Annotated in this window: 14 protein-coding genes; 3 read left to right on the forward strand and 11 right to left on the reverse strand. The window is 40.6% G+C overall.

Annotated features, from left to right (window positions below):
- Positions 1-335 precede the first annotated feature (335 nt).
- Positions 336-635: an RNA recognition motif domain-containing protein gene (locus DWZ47_RS07760; RefSeq protein ID WP_004296140.1), complete on the reverse strand. Its 300-nt coding sequence runs from the start codon at positions 633-635 to the stop codon at positions 336-338.
- 315 nt (positions 636-950) lie between these two features.
- On the opposite strand from DWZ47_RS07760, the gene ung reads away from it, so the two are divergent.
- Together ung and DWZ47_RS07770 are read left to right on the forward strand one after the other, a co-directional pair.
- On the forward strand, positions 951-1613 hold the full coding sequence (gene ung, locus DWZ47_RS07765) for a uracil-DNA glycosylase (protein ID WP_004310617.1): 663 nt from the start codon (positions 951-953) through the stop codon (positions 1611-1613).
- 47 nt (positions 1614-1660) lie between these two features.
- Positions 1661-2434, forward strand: coding sequence for a LuxR C-terminal-related transcriptional regulator (locus tag DWZ47_RS07770; RefSeq protein WP_117512720.1), 774 nt, complete (start codon positions 1661-1663; stop codon positions 2432-2434).
- Between the two features lie 38 nt (positions 2435-2472).
- Here DWZ47_RS07770 and DWZ47_RS07775 read toward each other — a convergent pair whose 3' ends face one another.
- Entirely contained in the window at positions 2473-3057 is a 585-nt protein-coding gene (locus tag DWZ47_RS07775) for a hypothetical protein (protein ID WP_004296144.1), read from the reverse strand.
- A 137-nt stretch (positions 3058-3194) separates the two neighbouring features.
- On the opposite strand from DWZ47_RS07775, the gene DWZ47_RS07780 reads away from it, so the two are divergent.
- Positions 3195-5258 carry a HelD family protein gene (locus DWZ47_RS07780; RefSeq protein ID WP_117512721.1) on the forward strand — a complete coding sequence of 688 codons (2064 nt, stop codon included), beginning with the start codon at positions 3195-3197 and terminating at the stop codon, positions 5256-5258.
- Positions 5259-5359: 101 nt separating this feature from the next.
- Here DWZ47_RS07780 and DWZ47_RS07785 read toward each other — a convergent pair whose 3' ends face one another.
- The 9 genes from DWZ47_RS07785 to DWZ47_RS07830 form a co-directional block, all read right to left on the reverse strand.
- Positions 5360-6916 carry an ATP-binding protein gene (locus tag DWZ47_RS07785; protein WP_117512722.1) on the reverse strand — a complete coding sequence of 519 codons (1557 nt, stop codon included), beginning with the start codon at positions 6914-6916 and terminating at the stop codon, positions 5360-5362.
- A 148-nt stretch (positions 6917-7064) separates the two neighbouring features.
- Positions 7065-7985 carry an N-acetylmuramoyl-L-alanine amidase gene (locus DWZ47_RS07790; protein ID WP_008649885.1) on the reverse strand — a complete coding sequence of 307 codons (921 nt, stop codon included), beginning with the start codon at positions 7983-7985 and terminating at the stop codon, positions 7065-7067.
- Between the two features lie 30 nt (positions 7986-8015).
- Positions 8016-8366, reverse strand: a complete 351-nt coding sequence (locus tag DWZ47_RS07795; RefSeq protein WP_008649883.1) for a hypothetical protein — start codon at positions 8364-8366, stop codon at positions 8016-8018.
- An 85-nt stretch (positions 8367-8451) separates the two neighbouring features.
- Positions 8452-8970 carry an HU family DNA-binding protein gene (locus DWZ47_RS07800; protein WP_004296149.1) on the reverse strand — a complete coding sequence of 173 codons (519 nt, stop codon included), beginning with the start codon at positions 8968-8970 and terminating at the stop codon, positions 8452-8454.
- 540 nt (positions 8971-9510) lie between these two features.
- Positions 9511-10170 (reverse strand): MIP family channel protein, encoded by a 660-nt coding sequence (locus DWZ47_RS07810; protein WP_117512724.1) that lies wholly within the window; start codon positions 10168-10170, stop codon positions 9511-9513.
- A gap of 65 nt (positions 10171-10235) precedes the next feature.
- Positions 10236-10580 (reverse strand): hypothetical protein, encoded by a 345-nt coding sequence (locus tag DWZ47_RS07815; RefSeq protein ID WP_117512725.1) that lies wholly within the window; start codon positions 10578-10580, stop codon positions 10236-10238.
- Between the two features lie 161 nt (positions 10581-10741).
- Positions 10742-11911 (reverse strand): OmpA family protein, encoded by a 1170-nt coding sequence (locus DWZ47_RS07820; RefSeq protein WP_008649871.1) that lies wholly within the window; start codon positions 11909-11911, stop codon positions 10742-10744.
- A 41-nt stretch (positions 11912-11952) separates the two neighbouring features.
- Entirely contained in the window at positions 11953-12234 is a 282-nt protein-coding gene (locus DWZ47_RS07825; protein WP_287645906.1) for an HU family DNA-binding protein, read from the reverse strand.
- A gap of 16 nt (positions 12235-12250) precedes the next feature.
- Positions 12251-14860: a hypothetical protein gene (locus DWZ47_RS07830; RefSeq protein ID WP_118775110.1), complete on the reverse strand. Its 2610-nt coding sequence runs from the start codon at positions 14858-14860 to the stop codon at positions 12251-12253.
- Between the last annotated feature and the right edge of the window lie 13 nt (positions 14861-14873).

Here is a 14873-nt window from a genome sequence, read left to right on the forward strand (position 1 = left end):
AACAGTGTGAGCACACTTTATTCAAGCGCTCAAGATTGGCCCTGTCATTGACTATTTGCCTTGTTGGGTGTAATTTATTAAACCTTTACTCCTGACTTCTTCAAGAGTATTGTGTATTACAAAAAAGTCTAATAAATCTATTTTCAGAATGGAAAGTGCAGGAGTAGATATTCCTGATATTGCACAGAAAAAGAGCCAGAATTAGCAGAACTTAAATGTAATATGATTTTTTGTCTTCCCCTGTGTCAATCAGAAGATTCCTCCGTTGAATCATGAAACAGAAATAACTTATTAAATAAAAGCAGAAGATATTATCTTCTGCTTTTATTCGGATATTAATATCTTCTAGAGTTATTATAACCACCACGGCCACCACCGTTAGACGGTCTTTCAGTACGAGGACGTGCCACGCTTACTGAAATAACTTTCTGGTCGTATTCAACTCCATTCAGTTCGTCAATTGCTTTTTGTCCTTCTGTATCATTCGGCATTTCTACGAAAGCAAATCCTCTGGATCTACCAGTTTCTCTGTCAAAAATTACTTTAGCTGAAGAAACTTCTCCAAACTCTGCAAATAAATTTGTTAAGTCAGCATCATTAGTGCCATAGCTTAAACCTGAAATGTAAATGTTCATTTAAAATTTTATTAAAATAAATACTAATTTGGAGTGAGGAGGATAATTAAAGACAAGGACTGCTTGCTAATAAAATATTATAAAGAAGAACTATACGATAATGATTCGTAACTCAAACTCTTGGTACAAAGGTAACACAATAAATCAGAATAATACATTTATACCCGTTCTTTTTCGGAAGAAAGACGATAATTATCATTTATTAGCACACAATTCATCCTAAATCGGCGAGATACACAATTTTGCCTATCATTCTTGATATTCTCTTGTAATATATCTACTTTTGCCATTACATAAATTATCAAGTCCCACTTTATGGATGTCAGAATAGAACCAAGTTGGAAACAACAATTACAAGAAGAATTTGACAAACCATACTTCGAAAAGTTGGTTACATTCGTCAAAGATGAATACAAACGGGCACACGTCCTCCCTCTCGGACATCAGATTTTTCATATATTCAATTCCTGTCCCTTCGAAAAGGTAAAAGTAGTTATCCTTGGACAAGACCCCTATCCCAATCCCGGACAATATTATGGAGTCTGTTTTTCTGTACCTGATGGAGTAGCTATCCCTGGTTCACTAAGCAACATCTTCAAAGAAATACACCAAGATTTGGGAAAGCCAATTCCAACTTCTGGTAATTTGGATCGTTGGGTAGCTCAAGGTGTATTCCCGCTAAACTCTGTTCTTACTGTACGTGCGCACGAAACCGGTTCTCATCGAAATATGGGTTGGGAAATCTTCACAGACGCAGTTATCAGGAAACTAAGTGAAAAACGGGAGAATTTGATATTTATGCTTTGGGGAAGTTATGCGAAAGAGAAACGATCTTTGATAGATACCAACAAACATCTGGTACTAACCACTGTTCATCCCTCTCCCCGCTCTGCCGAATATGGTTTCTTCGGTTGTAAACACTTCAGTAAAGCCAATGCTTTCTTGCATAGCAAGGGAATAGAAGAAATTGATTGGTAAATAAACGATTTCTCAAAACAGATTATCAGTACCCAAAAACATTCGCTATGAATAAATCAAACAATATCACTCGGGAAGAAATGTGGGCAAAGCAATGCTTGTCTGCTACCGATATTGATTACGCTGTGTGGGAACGGGATAAATCCATACTTCACCAACTTTCAAAAATCTGTCACAACTGCACATTTGTTGTCGATGTTTACAAATGCAATTACACGTATGCATCCTCGAATTTCGTTGATTTACTGGGGTATGACAGTCACAAGATAGAAACTTTGGAAAAGCAGGGAGATTATTTAGAATCACGTATTCATCCGGACGACCGTGCGCAACTGGCAGCATTACAGGTCACGTTAAGCCAGTTCATTTACAGTCTGCCTCTCGAACAGCGAAACGACTATTCCAACATTTACAGTTTCCGTATACTCAATGCCAGGCAGCAATATATACGTGTCTCTAGCCGACATCAAGTTTTGGAACATGACCGTAACGGCAAAGCATGGCTCGTAATAGGCAATATGGATATTTCACCCGACCAAAAACATTCCGAAACAGTAGACTGCACTGTCCTAAATCTGAAGAACGGGGAATTCTTCTCTCCTTCCTCTTTGCTAATGCCTTCTTCGCTCAACCTCACTAATCGGGAAATAGAGATATTACGGCTTATTCAAAAAGGGTTGTTAAGTAAAGAGATTGCAGACAAGCTATGTATCAGTATTCACACTGTCAATATTCACCGGCAGAACCTGTTACGCAAATTAGGTGTGCAAAATTCTATCGAAGCCATTCGCTTAGGACAGGAAACCGGACTACTAAGTTAATTAACCCATACGCACTTTTCCCGAAGCTACCAGTCTGTCTAAGGCATCCATTCCACCACACCCACCACCGGGTGTAATCTTCTCCATTCCTCAAATTCCGGATAACTACGTACACCATCCTGAATCACAGCTTGATAATACTCCACTCCCATAATCTTTTCCGTATCAGGCGTTTCGTATTTTAATTTCAGGATAGCCAGTCTCATTTCATCTGTCAATACCGCAGAAATGCGTTCGGCCACCCTTTCAAAATAGCCATCATAACGAGAGCCTTCTTGGATATGAATCATATCCATTTGCCAGAGTTCTCCTTCCATATCCTGATACCATGCATGCCACTCTATACACGCTTCTGCTGTATGTAATAAATTCGTATATTCAATCTTCTTTACGGACGTATTTTCCGCCAATTCAGCCATCGCCCGAAAGCTGGCAGACAAATCCAAAGGAGAAGTATAAATATGAAAATCAATATCCCGATGTTTCATCAATAATCCTGTACGCAACGAACCTACCAGATTCACTTTGGCACCAATCCCCTCCCATATCCGAACAATACGGGTATCCTCTATAATCTCCCAAGCTTTCTGCTGGTTACGTTTTGCCAATTCAAGAATATTCATCTTTTCCTTATTAAGTAAGTATGCAAAAATAGGAAAAAGGATACATATATAGCTATAAATAACTATTTAATCCCTTAATGGGTTGAGCTAACTTTGCCTGCAATTTCAATTCTTCATCATACAACTAAAAAGAGATTATGATATTCAATCAAACAGAGAAACAGGAAAAAGAGTATTTACAGCAAGTCATAACCACTATCCATGATACGATTAACACTACCAGTACTTCCGTCAAAGAGCATATAGACACCCTGCAGGAGTACAAGGATTATCTATGGTCGAACAAAGATATCGATCCCCACGAAATCCGTTCCATGCGCGAAAGCATATTAAATCATTTTGCATTAGGTGAAAATGTAATTGACAAACGCAGGCGACTAAGCAAAATACTGGATATCCCCTATTTCGGACGAATCGACTTTCAGGAAAAGAAAGACAAAAGCCAAGTTAGTCCGATCTATATAGGAATACATACTTTCTATGACCTCAATCAAAAAAAGAATCTGATTTACGATTGGCGAGCTCCTATTTCAAGCATGTTCTACGATCATGAATTAGGCGAGGCGTTCTACTCCTCCCCGGCAGGCAAAATTAACGGAGCGATCTCACTCAAACGCCAATATCGTATTCGCAAAGGAAAAATGGAGTATATGATTGAAAGTTCCGTAACTGTTCATGACGATATTCTGCAAAAAGAACTATGTTCCAATGCCGACAATAAAATGAAAAATATCGTCACGACAATTCAGAGGGAACAGAATCAGATCATCCGTAATGAAAACGCTTCTGTACTTATTATACAAGGTGTTGCCGGTTCAGGAAAAACCTCTATCGCCCTCCATCGTATTGCCTACCTGCTTTATGCACAGAAAGGACAGATTTCTTCCAAAGACATATTAATCATCTCCCCCAATAAAGTATTTGCCGATTACATTTCTAATGTACTTCCAGAACTTGGCGAAGAGACCGTTCCCGAAACCAGCATGGGGCAAATTCTGTCGGACGTAATTGACAACAAATATAAACACCAGAATTTCTTCGAACAGGTGACGGAACTATTAGAAAACCCGACACCCGACTTTATCGAACGGATACAATACAAAGCCTCCTTCGAGTTTATATCACTACTTGACAAATTCATCCTTTACATGGAAAACAACTATTTCAAAGCAACAGACATAAAACTCACCAAATACATCACCATTCCTGCCGAATTTATTAACGAACAATTCAAACGATTCCACCGCTATCCCATACGTCAACGATTTGAGACTATGACAGATTACATCCTGGAAATGATGCAACTACAATATAATCTCACAGTTAGCACTCCGGAGAAAAACCAACTAAAGAAAGAGATAAAAAAGATGTTCGTAGGCAATAACGATCTCCAAATCTATAAAGACTTTTTTGAGTGGATCGGAAAACCGGAGATGTTCAAGACACGCAAAAACCGCATACTGGAATATGCGGATTTAGCCCCTTTGGCTTATCTGCATATCGCATTAAATGGGAACAACGCCCAATCTTACGTCAAACACCTTCTGATAGACGAAATGCAAGACTATTCTCCCATACAATACAAAGTGATTCAAAAACTTTATCCGTGTCGAAAAACAATTCTTGGAGACACTTCCCAATCCGTCAATCCTTATGGTTCTTCCACTGCCAATATGATTCAGAAAGCATTTGCAACAGGAGAAATAATGAAACTTTGCAAAAGCTATCGTTCTACTTTTGAGATCACCAGTTTTGCACAAAAAATTCAACCGAACAATGAATTAGAACCGATTATAAGACATGGGGAACACCCCAAGATTCTTCCATTCAAAAATACAGAAGAGGAAATCCAAGGTATTGCGGATTTAGTAAACTCCTTCAGGAACTCCCATTATACCTCATTAGGGATCATCTGCAAAACAGAATCCCAAGCAAAAGAACTTGTTCAAAAGTTCCAGATATATGCAAACGACATCTCACTTTTATCAAATCAAAGTTCTGCTTATGTGAAAGGGATTATCATCACTTCCGCCCATATGGCGAAAGGACTGGAATTTGACGAAGTAATCATTCCGCAAACAGATGATAAGAACTATCATTCCAATATTGATAAAAGTATGCTTTATGTGGCAGCCACAAGGGCTATGCACAAGCTAACTTTGACTTATTCTGTTTCTTCACCCAGTTGTCGGTTCCTGTAATAGAATATAACATCGAAAATTAAAAGAACTACCCGCAAAACAAGAGCCGCTTGAACAATCTCAAACGGCTCCGTAACTCCTTTAACAACATGGTTATCGAGCTAATACAACCACCGGTCTATATTCCTTTTTTCTGCACTGAACTCCACTCCAACTTTAACCAACTCACGCCCGTCTACCTGATAAGGTATCAGATAGCCTTTTTCATCAATCTGCTGCAAAGCCTGTTCGGCAGTACCATTCAGTTTAAATTCAAATACATAAATATACTTCGGAGTTTTCACCACTGCATCCGCCCGTCCGCGGGCACTACGAACCTCTGCTCCGGTAAATTGCCCCATCAGTTTGAAAACTAAATAAAATACAACCTGATAATGTCGTTCGGTCTTTTCATTCAGTTCATAAGGGAAATCTGCGAAGAAAGCCTGCAAGCGGGTAAGAAAAGCATCAACATCACCACTCTCCAATTCACGTACAAATTTACCAAGATAAAAGCCCCGTTCATCATCTACCACTGATGTGTAATAAGGAACCAAAAAATCCATAAATCCATATCGTACTTCATCATTGGGAAATTTCAGCAGGTAGTTTCCAAAACGCTTGTCATACCCCTTTATAGTCAAATAGCCACTCTGATAAATCAACGGAATCGGATTATTAGCATCTACCCTATATTCCATAAACGAAGAAGCATTGGCTTCTACCCCATCAATCAACGTACGCAAATCATACTCACTCTTTTTAAGCAGTTCGACTAAAAAAGTAGGAGTACCGGTTTGGAACCAATAATTACTAAACTTATACCCGTCAAAAACGTTAAGCACACTGAATGGATTGAATACTCCTTCCGCAAACTCACAAAAATGATAACCGTCATATAAAGCCGTCATCTTATTTAATGTTTCTTCACAAGTCAGTTCATTTGTTTCTGCCAATCGATTCAGTTCAGGAATAAAAGTATCCTCCAATTCTTGTCGTGTAATACCACAAATCGTGGCATACTGCGGCTTCATACTGATATCATTCAGTTGATTCAAATCACTGAACACACTGACTTGCGCAAACTTAGTCACACCGGTAAGGAAAACAAAACGAAGATAACGGTCAGAACTTTTCAGTACACCATAGAAGGCCTTCAATGTCTTACGATAGTCATCAAGCAAAGCGTCATCACCCAATGCCTGCAACAAAGGTTTATCATATTCATCCACCAAGACTACGACTCCACGACCAGACTGTTCACAGGCTCGGCGAATTACACCCGCAAAACGTCCGGAGAGAGTTTCCTCATCCTCCCCTTTGCCATATTTCAGTTCCCATTGCGTCAACTGCCTGCTAAGAATTTCGACTAAAGCCTGGGGAGAATCATATTTTTCCGCGTTTAAATCCAAATGAAATAGCGGATATGTCTTCCATTCCTTTTCCATATCAGCTATGGCCAACCCTTCAAATAATTCTTTCTTACCTTCGAAATAAGCTTCGAAAGTAGAAAGAAGAAGACTCTTGCCAAAACGACGAGGACGACTTAAAAAATAAGGAGTCTCCGTTGAAGCAATTCTCCATACAAGAGCAGTCTTATCCACATAAAGATAATCTCCTTCACGAAGTTTCTCAAAAGTCTGTATTCCAATAGGAAGTTTACGTAATATCCCGTCCATGATTTTTTCTCTATTTTGATTATTCAAAGATACGCATTTCCATGGGAATACACATACAAACTCCACAAAAAAGTACACAGTTTCACAGACATCACTACCATGACTCCATTTTTCATCAAAACTAGCTCTGTACCAGACTAGCACCATCTCACTTCCTCTTCACTTTGCAAATCCAACACACAATAACCAGAACCAGCAAAATAATTCCGTACCAATACCAACCTCCGGTTGTCCTATTAGTAGTTTTCTCAACTCCCGTTTTAGAAATCTCCTTCTTAGCACTCATATCCGACAAGCTCACAGACTGTAAATCTACTTCTTGAAGCAGTTGTTTCTCATTAACATTTTTCCTATCCACCACAGTCTTCACCACCATCCCAGCCTTCAATCTAAGCGTATCCACAGGAAACACAAACAACACCTGCTCGATATGCTCCTCCACCACCTCCGAATCCTTTTCTGAAGCAACCTTATTTTTAACAAGACTTTTCCCGGAGCTACTATTTAAACTTGAATCAACCCTAACTTCACTCTCCCTGTTTATCACCTCTTTCTTACTCCTACATCCCGACAGCAATACAGGCACAACCAAAGCCACCAACAACACAAACAGTAACTCCCTCCCACTCCTCAAAAACTCCTTCACATCAAAACAGGGACAAGCCTTCACATATTCATAAGGTTCAATCACTCCGTCCCCGTTCAAATCCGGTGAAGTATCCCGATGTCCCAACACTTGGAGAATATTATATTCCCGCTGCAAATCGATAATAATCTGATAAAGCACCCGTTTTTGAGCATTCGTCCGGGTATCTGCCGGACGCCCGTTCTCATCCAATCCGCCGATATAACATATCCCGACACTTCGCTCATTCCAACCCTTACAATGAGCACCGGCCAAAGCGACATCCCGCCCCTTTTCCAATTTCCCATCCAAACGGATCACATAGTGATACCCGATACCGTTGAACCCACGTTCCCGGTGCCAACGGTCAATATCTGTGGCAGTAAAATCCTGTCCGGCTTTCGTAGCCGAACAATGCACTATGATAGAATCTATATTTCTCATGATAATTCATTATTAGTTCAAATGTACCTGTTAATAATCCGAAGGCGGCATACGCTTCACACACCCTCTAATCTCACACTTCTTCACTTCCGACTCCTTCTGTATCAACTCCACTTCATGACATTTATGTATCCAGTCAATCTTCTCTTCCTGCTCCTTGCGAAGTTCAATATAAAGCCCGTCTATCTTCTCGTCACGTTGAGTCAGCCGTTCTTCCAGCCAGTCCACCTTTTTACGGCGATTTTCTTCTTCCATACTGTTCACGGACGCTTCCTCTTTCCGTGCATCCGTCTTACGACAAGTGAGATACCTCACTAACCATTTCACTGCTTCCAAACCACCCATAGCAGTAATAAAAGCAAGGATTGTAGTTATTTGCATATTTATATTTTTACGTAGTTATAAAGAAAGAATGAGGCCGAAGCCCCATTCCATACAAACCAGACAGTTCTCAACGGCTCATGAATCAAGCAGCCGGATCCGGTGCTTCACCATTACCACCCGAACCACCATCCGGATCCGGAGTTTCACCCCCATCATCCGAACCGTCACCAACACTACCCAAATCATTAATATGATCCAAATCCTTGAACTTCAATCCATCCGAACGGGTAGTCGTCCCGGTAAACAGACGAATGTCCGAGTTAGCACGAAAACAGATACGAAGCCCTGAAATATTAGCGATCGTAAAATCTTCCGCCTTCTCCGTCCCTTTGCTTTGGGCAGAAAGGTAAAAATATCCCAGACCGGCGATATTCACCGAACGGCCACCCAGCAATGTCTTTCTCAATAACGTACGGAAATCTTTCAATACACTAATCGTTTCACCCTCGCTGACACCGGAAGCAGACGCAATCTCCTTTGCAAACTCATCCAACGTTGCACTCGTATCATACTGATAAGAAATCACCGGATACACTTTCTTTCCTGCTTCTTTATTTGTAGGGTCACACAGGCGAGACACCCTTCTAAATCTAATAGCCATACTACTTTTCTTTTTTAAATAAATACTGTTTTAATTATCACTTCGCTAACGTTAACGATGCAAAGATGCAGCATCTTCCACGGAGATGAAACGACACCTAATAACCTCATCAGAAAAGTACTAAAAAGCATTTCAGACATATACAACTGACATAGAGGAACTAAATAAACGACAAGATAACGACAAAAAGCAAAGAAAAAGCGACAAAACCGATAGCCGGGGGAGAATAATAAACAAACAAATATATTCAAACGAATAGATATCATACAAAAAGAGTGCACCTTCTCCCCCACCGGGAAAAAGGTGCACCACACAAACAAAACAAACAATAGTCTACCTTCACAGGCAGAGGAGAACCCATTATTCCATTTTTCCCATGCTACTATTACTAAAAGAAAAATGTTTAGGGCATGGATTCTCTTGGGGAAATGAGGCGCTTCACAGCGACATAAAGGATATAGGCCATTAAACTCATTTATTATACTATATGGGGAAAACCTACATCTTTTTCTATTCTCACAAAAACATGAAATGAAACAATTAATTTCCTTTTATTGTTTTCCAGACTGGCACTGCTACCACCGCACCGACAATCGGAGCCACAATAAACAACCAAAGCTGGCTGATAGCCTCCACTCCGGCAAACAATGCCGGACCAATGCTACGGGCAGGATTAACCGATGTCCCCGTAACGGGAATACATACAATATGCACCAAAACCAAAGTCAATCCGATAGCCAGCCCGGCAAAATGAGGACTGCCATTATCGCGGTCGGTAGTGCCCAATACAGTCAGCACGAAGATAAACGTAAACACCGCCTCGGCTACAAATGCAGCCAGCAGATACGGCTCTTCAAAACCGTTGGCTCCCGTACCTTCTATCCCCATTGTGTCGGTAATCAACCACAACAATGCAGAGCCAAGTATTCCGCCCGTCACTTGCGCTACGATATACACACCGGCTTCCATTACCGACAGTCCGCCATTCAGCCAAACACCGATGGTGATGGCCGGATTGATATGACAGCCCGAAACAGGACCGATTGTGTACGCCATTGCCACCACCGACAAACCGAACGCGAAAGCAATCGCCAACACCGCGGCTACCGATGTCGCGCCGCCATTCAATACAGCAGCGCCGCATCCCATTAAGACAAGCACCATAGTGCCCACCATTTCAGCTATAAATTTCGTTTTCATAATCTACTTTTTTCTATTCAATTACAAGATATTCAACTAAAAGATTTTCAATTCTCTCCAATCATTCAAGATTTCCGCTTTCTCAAATAAAGCGCATCGCTACAATGCTCCAACGCTTCCCAGTCAAATGAAGAATGGTGTCCGAACCACCTCTCCAACCAATAAAGCAGATGATAACTCATGAACGCAAGCAACATCCACCACCACGAAAGCCAGACGGATAGCGCCAATGCTGGCAATAATGCCAAGAAGAAACACTCCGTATACTGTCGCGCATGAATCTGAAGTTCCATCTCCTCCCACCCTTCCAAATATTTGAACCGGGTGAAACAACATCCGAAAATCATAAAATAATGCCTTTTCTTCCTGTTCAGGAAAGTTTTCGCCAACAGACTATTATATATTATCATATCCTCCTCTTCATTTAAAAAAAAGCAACATTGCAAAGAACCATCCAACTACCGGTCGACAAGCCCACCTTGTAACGACAAAGCACTTTCAGTCCCGACGTAGAAGAAAACGAGACAGCCCCGCAATGTTGCCTGAAATACCTTGAAATGAAATAAAACTATTATTCGACGATTACGGCACGGTTCAATTCAGGTTCACTAAAACGGTTGTTCGTATCGCCCTCCGCTTTCTTCACGAGACGTTCAGGGGAAATTTTATACTTTTCGACTAATAAATTGTACACATATTCCATACGTTGTTCACTCAAACGCTGGTTCAGTTCCTTGCTGCCCGTAGCGCTGTCTGCCGAACCAATCAGCGTGAAAGTCTTGTTCTTATCCGCCTTGATGGCGTTGTTCACATAAAACTCAAGATTGGTAAGTTCCTTCTTGTCCAGGGTAGCTTTGCCGATATTGAAGAACAGGGCTACCGGCGAAGCAGTCACTTTCGATTCATTCACCACTTCCGGTTTCCGACTTCTGGCAGCTTCCAGTTCGGCGGCAAGGCGCTGTGCTTCGGTGCTCAAATCATGATTTTTGGCGCGAAGCGCGTTGATACGTTCATTATAAGATGAATAATCTGCAGGAGCCACTTTCTCGACACGATTGAAACGGGTCTTGCCCAACTTCACGCTTAGACCCAGTGTCACCGAACTCATACCTTCACCTTTGCTGCCACTTACAGTTCCGTCAAAACACTCTTTCACTAGCATTTGCCGTCCTTCCAGAGTCAGGTCCAGACGCTTGCCCAGGCGGAACGTATTCAAGATACCGATGTTGGCGGCAATTTCATTGTCATGCGTACTGTTTCCCCACGAACGTGCCCAACCGAAACCTACAAACGGAATCACATTCCACACACGTTTCTCATTGAATCCGAGGAAACCGTTCGACCAGTTCCACATAAAGTCCGCATGGAGATTGGATACATTAAACTCTTCCTTGTAATAACCGCGATGCGCCCCTTTGGCATACATTCCGCTTGCGTCCGTCAGCCCCTTGGCTTTCAGACCCGAATATTGCAGACGGACTCCGTAAGAAGGAGTAATCCACTTGCCCAACGACACATCCAGTGCAGGAGCGATACGGTTGCCCACCGATGTCTTGTTATCAAATTCGCCTTCATAGATATTGATTCCACCGCCTACACCGATATACCAGTTACTCCAGAAACTATTCGTTTCATACGGGCCACGGAGAATATTTCCGTCCGTGTCACGATTTTCCTTTTGCTGTGCCATGGCACAGACTGATGATAATACCAATGCAACTGTAATAATTTTCTTTTTCATGTTTCAATTTTTATGTTCAACATTTAGTTTAACCTGTTTCTTTACTCTAATCTCATTTTACTTCCGGGGCGGAATTTCACTTGTCGTTTGGCCGGAATCAGCATTGAGCCGCCTGTGGCAGAATTATGCCCGTTGCGTGCTTTCCGTTCCTGAACGACAAAACTGCCGAAACCGACTAAAGTGACACTCTCTCCTTTATGCATTGTTTCCGCAATGGTTTCCATGATTGCATCTACTGCATTCGTAGCTTCGTTAAAGCTCAACTGACCTTTAAGGGCTACTTCTTTGATTAGTTCTGATTTGTTCATATTTTCATAATTTATAATTTACACGACAACGTCATTCACGCACACACCGCACTGATTGGGCTGCATCCCAAGAACCCGTATATGCAGAAAGTTCAATTTCTGACGATGTAAACATAAGACATTCAGCCCACGCCATTGAACCATCGTTACTGGGAGTAGCCCATTTTTGTGGACGGGAAGTCCAATAATACCCATCAGTAAGAAAATAAAAGGTGTTTTTTGCGACTTTTGCACTTGTAGCAGGATAATAAGCCTTTTTACGACGTTCAGCATCATAATAAAAACAATATCCCATATTATTTTCATAAGACATGGAAGAATCGTAATACAAATTATCTAATTCAGAACCTACACCGGATTTATAAAAAGAAGCGGCAAAGTCTGTTTGCGGAACCATATACCCCAGCGGGCAGGGATCATAAATTGTTTTTACAGCCTCAACTTTATAATCCTGGACAGGGACTCCCCACAAGTTATAAAGTTCTTCTGAATAAGGTATCCATGTATCATTGTAACGATCCTCCATACTACCGTGTAGTATACATTCTATAAACTTCTCCGGATTCTGAATAGCATACTGAAGCCCTGAAACATTCGGATTCATCACCACATTTTCCAACTCTATTTGTTTATCACGTACATTATAAACCAGAGCATCCTTTCCCTCTGTTAATGACACTTTGCCAATCATAGGATCTTTACGTCCCCATTGATAATGTAAGCCAACCGATTTAATCGAATTAGTTTGGACAGATGTAGCTCCCAAATTACGATCGAGTACATAATACTGCTTTCCACTATAAGTCCGGTCATTCGTAGGTATCACATATTTTTGTTCTTCCGGTTGTTCTGTACACCAAATATGCCAACTCCAAAGACATTTCGCATTTTCTGCATTAGGATCGTTATCATCATATACAGCAATCAAGGCATTGCCACTTCCTGTTCCTTTTACAAATTCAACTCGGTTTGTTGTCGAATTAAATGCAACCTGCGTTATCAACCCTTCCATATCCTGCCAAATTAGTTTTGCAGATTTAGGATGAATCTCCGCACCACCTGCCTGTGTCAACAGATTATCATCGGCATCCCTAAAAGTTCCCACATCAATAATACCTCTCGCACCGACTCCCATAACAGTAGCGTCAAACGAGTATTTTCCTGCATAGGGAGATACAATATAACAATTGGAAGTCCCTTCCTCGTCCAATACATTCGAAGTCCCTATCTCTGATATTGGAATATATCTAGTCATATTTCCCATTTTCACTTCTAAATAGCCACCATCAAATCCCTTCCCTGTTGTACAATAAAACTTCCACGAATAAATATCTCCACTAAGCCAATCAATACGTTGCGAACGATTGTCGTTATATGCATAATTATTATCTACTTTAATTACATTCTCTATTTTCTCATCATAACGCCATAACTGCAAATTAGATGTAGGCATAGTCGTTTCTTTGTCTGGTTGAACAACCCTTATACTACGAAAGATCAATTTATCCAAAAGTGCCTCATCTGAATCATTGTTATATAAATCGACATTTACCAATGAGACCGGATCTGAAATTTCAGATAAAAGTTCAACTGCTCCCCTACTAAAATTCATTTGATACTGCCCGTTATATTCATATACTCCTGTCCATGAATTATCTACAGAAACTGTATATTCCAAATTACTACCCGGCATATTTACCGCATCCTCTACATAAGAATAACCATCAGAACGCACGCTAGAAATATTGAAAGTATATCGGCATCCATGTTTGACATCTATGTACTTACCAGCAACTTTATCATAAAAATCGAGCCGATAATATTCTTCTTTATTGGTAACATTATCTTCTACAATAATTATCACTCCCATCCGTTGAGGACTAAAAACAGTTTCCTGAAGTGTTTTACCTCCTGACATGGCAGTATGATCAGAGCATCTGTATTCTGATATTAACGTTTCTGCCGAACTTATACCTAACGAAGATAAAGTATAAGCATAAGACAGTTCCCCAACTTCCGTATATATATCATCACCATTAAACAAAGATATATAACGAGGTTCATTATAGCAGACAATCTTGTTTATTGTCTTATTTATACCAGAAGACAAATTTACTCTAACGGCAGCCATTCGACGATCCATAACACAAAGATTGGATGCATTCTCCTTCCATACCAATGAGCCACTAAAGCACATATAAAAATTACCGGAGTCAGACAAGCCCTGAATAGGACTGACTTTAGCTTTCTGCAAATCTTCTTCCGAAATAGAAGAATTACCGACACTAGCATTTAGTAATACGTAAACACGATCATTCGTTTGCGGAGTAAAATCATCTGTGAATTTCAATAATGGGGAAGCTGTTGAATTTCCCAATATTGCCCTGGAATTTCCATCTTGATAATATACAGGAGTACTCTTTAAATTATCACCCCTATATACAAATAAAGTGTAAAATGAGATTTCATTCTGCCATTCAGAAGCTATCCCACGCACCTGGACATCCTGCATGCCCACAATAGACAGTTGTATTACATTTTTTTGATTATCTCCTTCCGCAACAGCAGAACAATCATCTTCGCAACTTCCTAATACCAAACTGCCTAATAAGAACAAAACTATATATATACATTTTTCCATATCTTATACGTAT

The sequence above is a fragment of the Bacteroides sp. AF32-8BH genome, assembly GCF_003435205.1.
In the GTDB taxonomy this organism is placed as follows: Bacteria; Bacteroidota; Bacteroidia; order Bacteroidales; family Bacteroidaceae; genus Bacteroides; species Bacteroides ovatus.

Bases quoted from the DNA above. Each gene is read 5' to 3' on its own strand.
- DWZ47_RS07760 (WP_004296140.1), bottom strand. From the start codon at position 635: ATGAACATTTACATTTCAGGTTTAAGCTATGGCACTAATGATGCTGAC.
- ung (WP_004310617.1), top strand. From the start codon at position 951: ATGGATGTCAGAATAGAACCAAGTTGGAAACAACAATTACAAGAAGAA.
- DWZ47_RS07770 (WP_117512720.1), top strand. From the start codon at position 1,661: ATGAATAAATCAAACAATATCACTCGGGAAGAAATGTGGGCAAAGCAA.
- DWZ47_RS07775 (WP_004296144.1), bottom strand. From the start codon at position 3,057: ATGAATATTCTTGAATTGGCAAAACGTAACCAGCAGAAAGCTTGGGAG.
- DWZ47_RS07780 (WP_117512721.1), top strand. From the start codon at position 3,195: ATGATATTCAATCAAACAGAGAAACAGGAAAAAGAGTATTTACAGCAA.
- DWZ47_RS07785 (WP_117512722.1), bottom strand. From the start codon at position 6,916: ATGGACGGGATATTACGTAAACTTCCTATTGGAATACAGACTTTTGAG.
- DWZ47_RS07790 (WP_008649885.1), bottom strand. From the start codon at position 7,985: ATGAGAAATATAGATTCTATCATAGTGCATTGTTCGGCTACGAAAGCC.
- DWZ47_RS07795 (WP_008649883.1), bottom strand. From the start codon at position 8,366: ATGCAAATAACTACAATCCTTGCTTTTATTACTGCTATGGGTGGTTTG.
- DWZ47_RS07800 (WP_004296149.1), bottom strand. From the start codon at position 8,970: ATGGCTATTAGATTTAGAAGGGTGTCTCGCCTGTGTGACCCTACAAAT.
- DWZ47_RS07810 (WP_117512724.1), bottom strand. From the start codon at position 10,170: ATGAAAACGAAATTTATAGCTGAAATGGTGGGCACTATGGTGCTTGTC.
- DWZ47_RS07815 (WP_117512725.1), bottom strand. From the start codon at position 10,580: ATGATAATATATAATAGTCTGTTGGCGAAAACTTTCCTGAACAGGAAG.
- DWZ47_RS07820 (WP_008649871.1), bottom strand. From the start codon at position 11,911: ATGAAAAAGAAAATTATTACAGTTGCATTGGTATTATCATCAGTCTGT.
- DWZ47_RS07830 (WP_118775110.1), bottom strand. From the start codon at position 14,860: ATGGAAAAATGTATATATATAGTTTTGTTCTTATTAGGCAGTTTGGTA.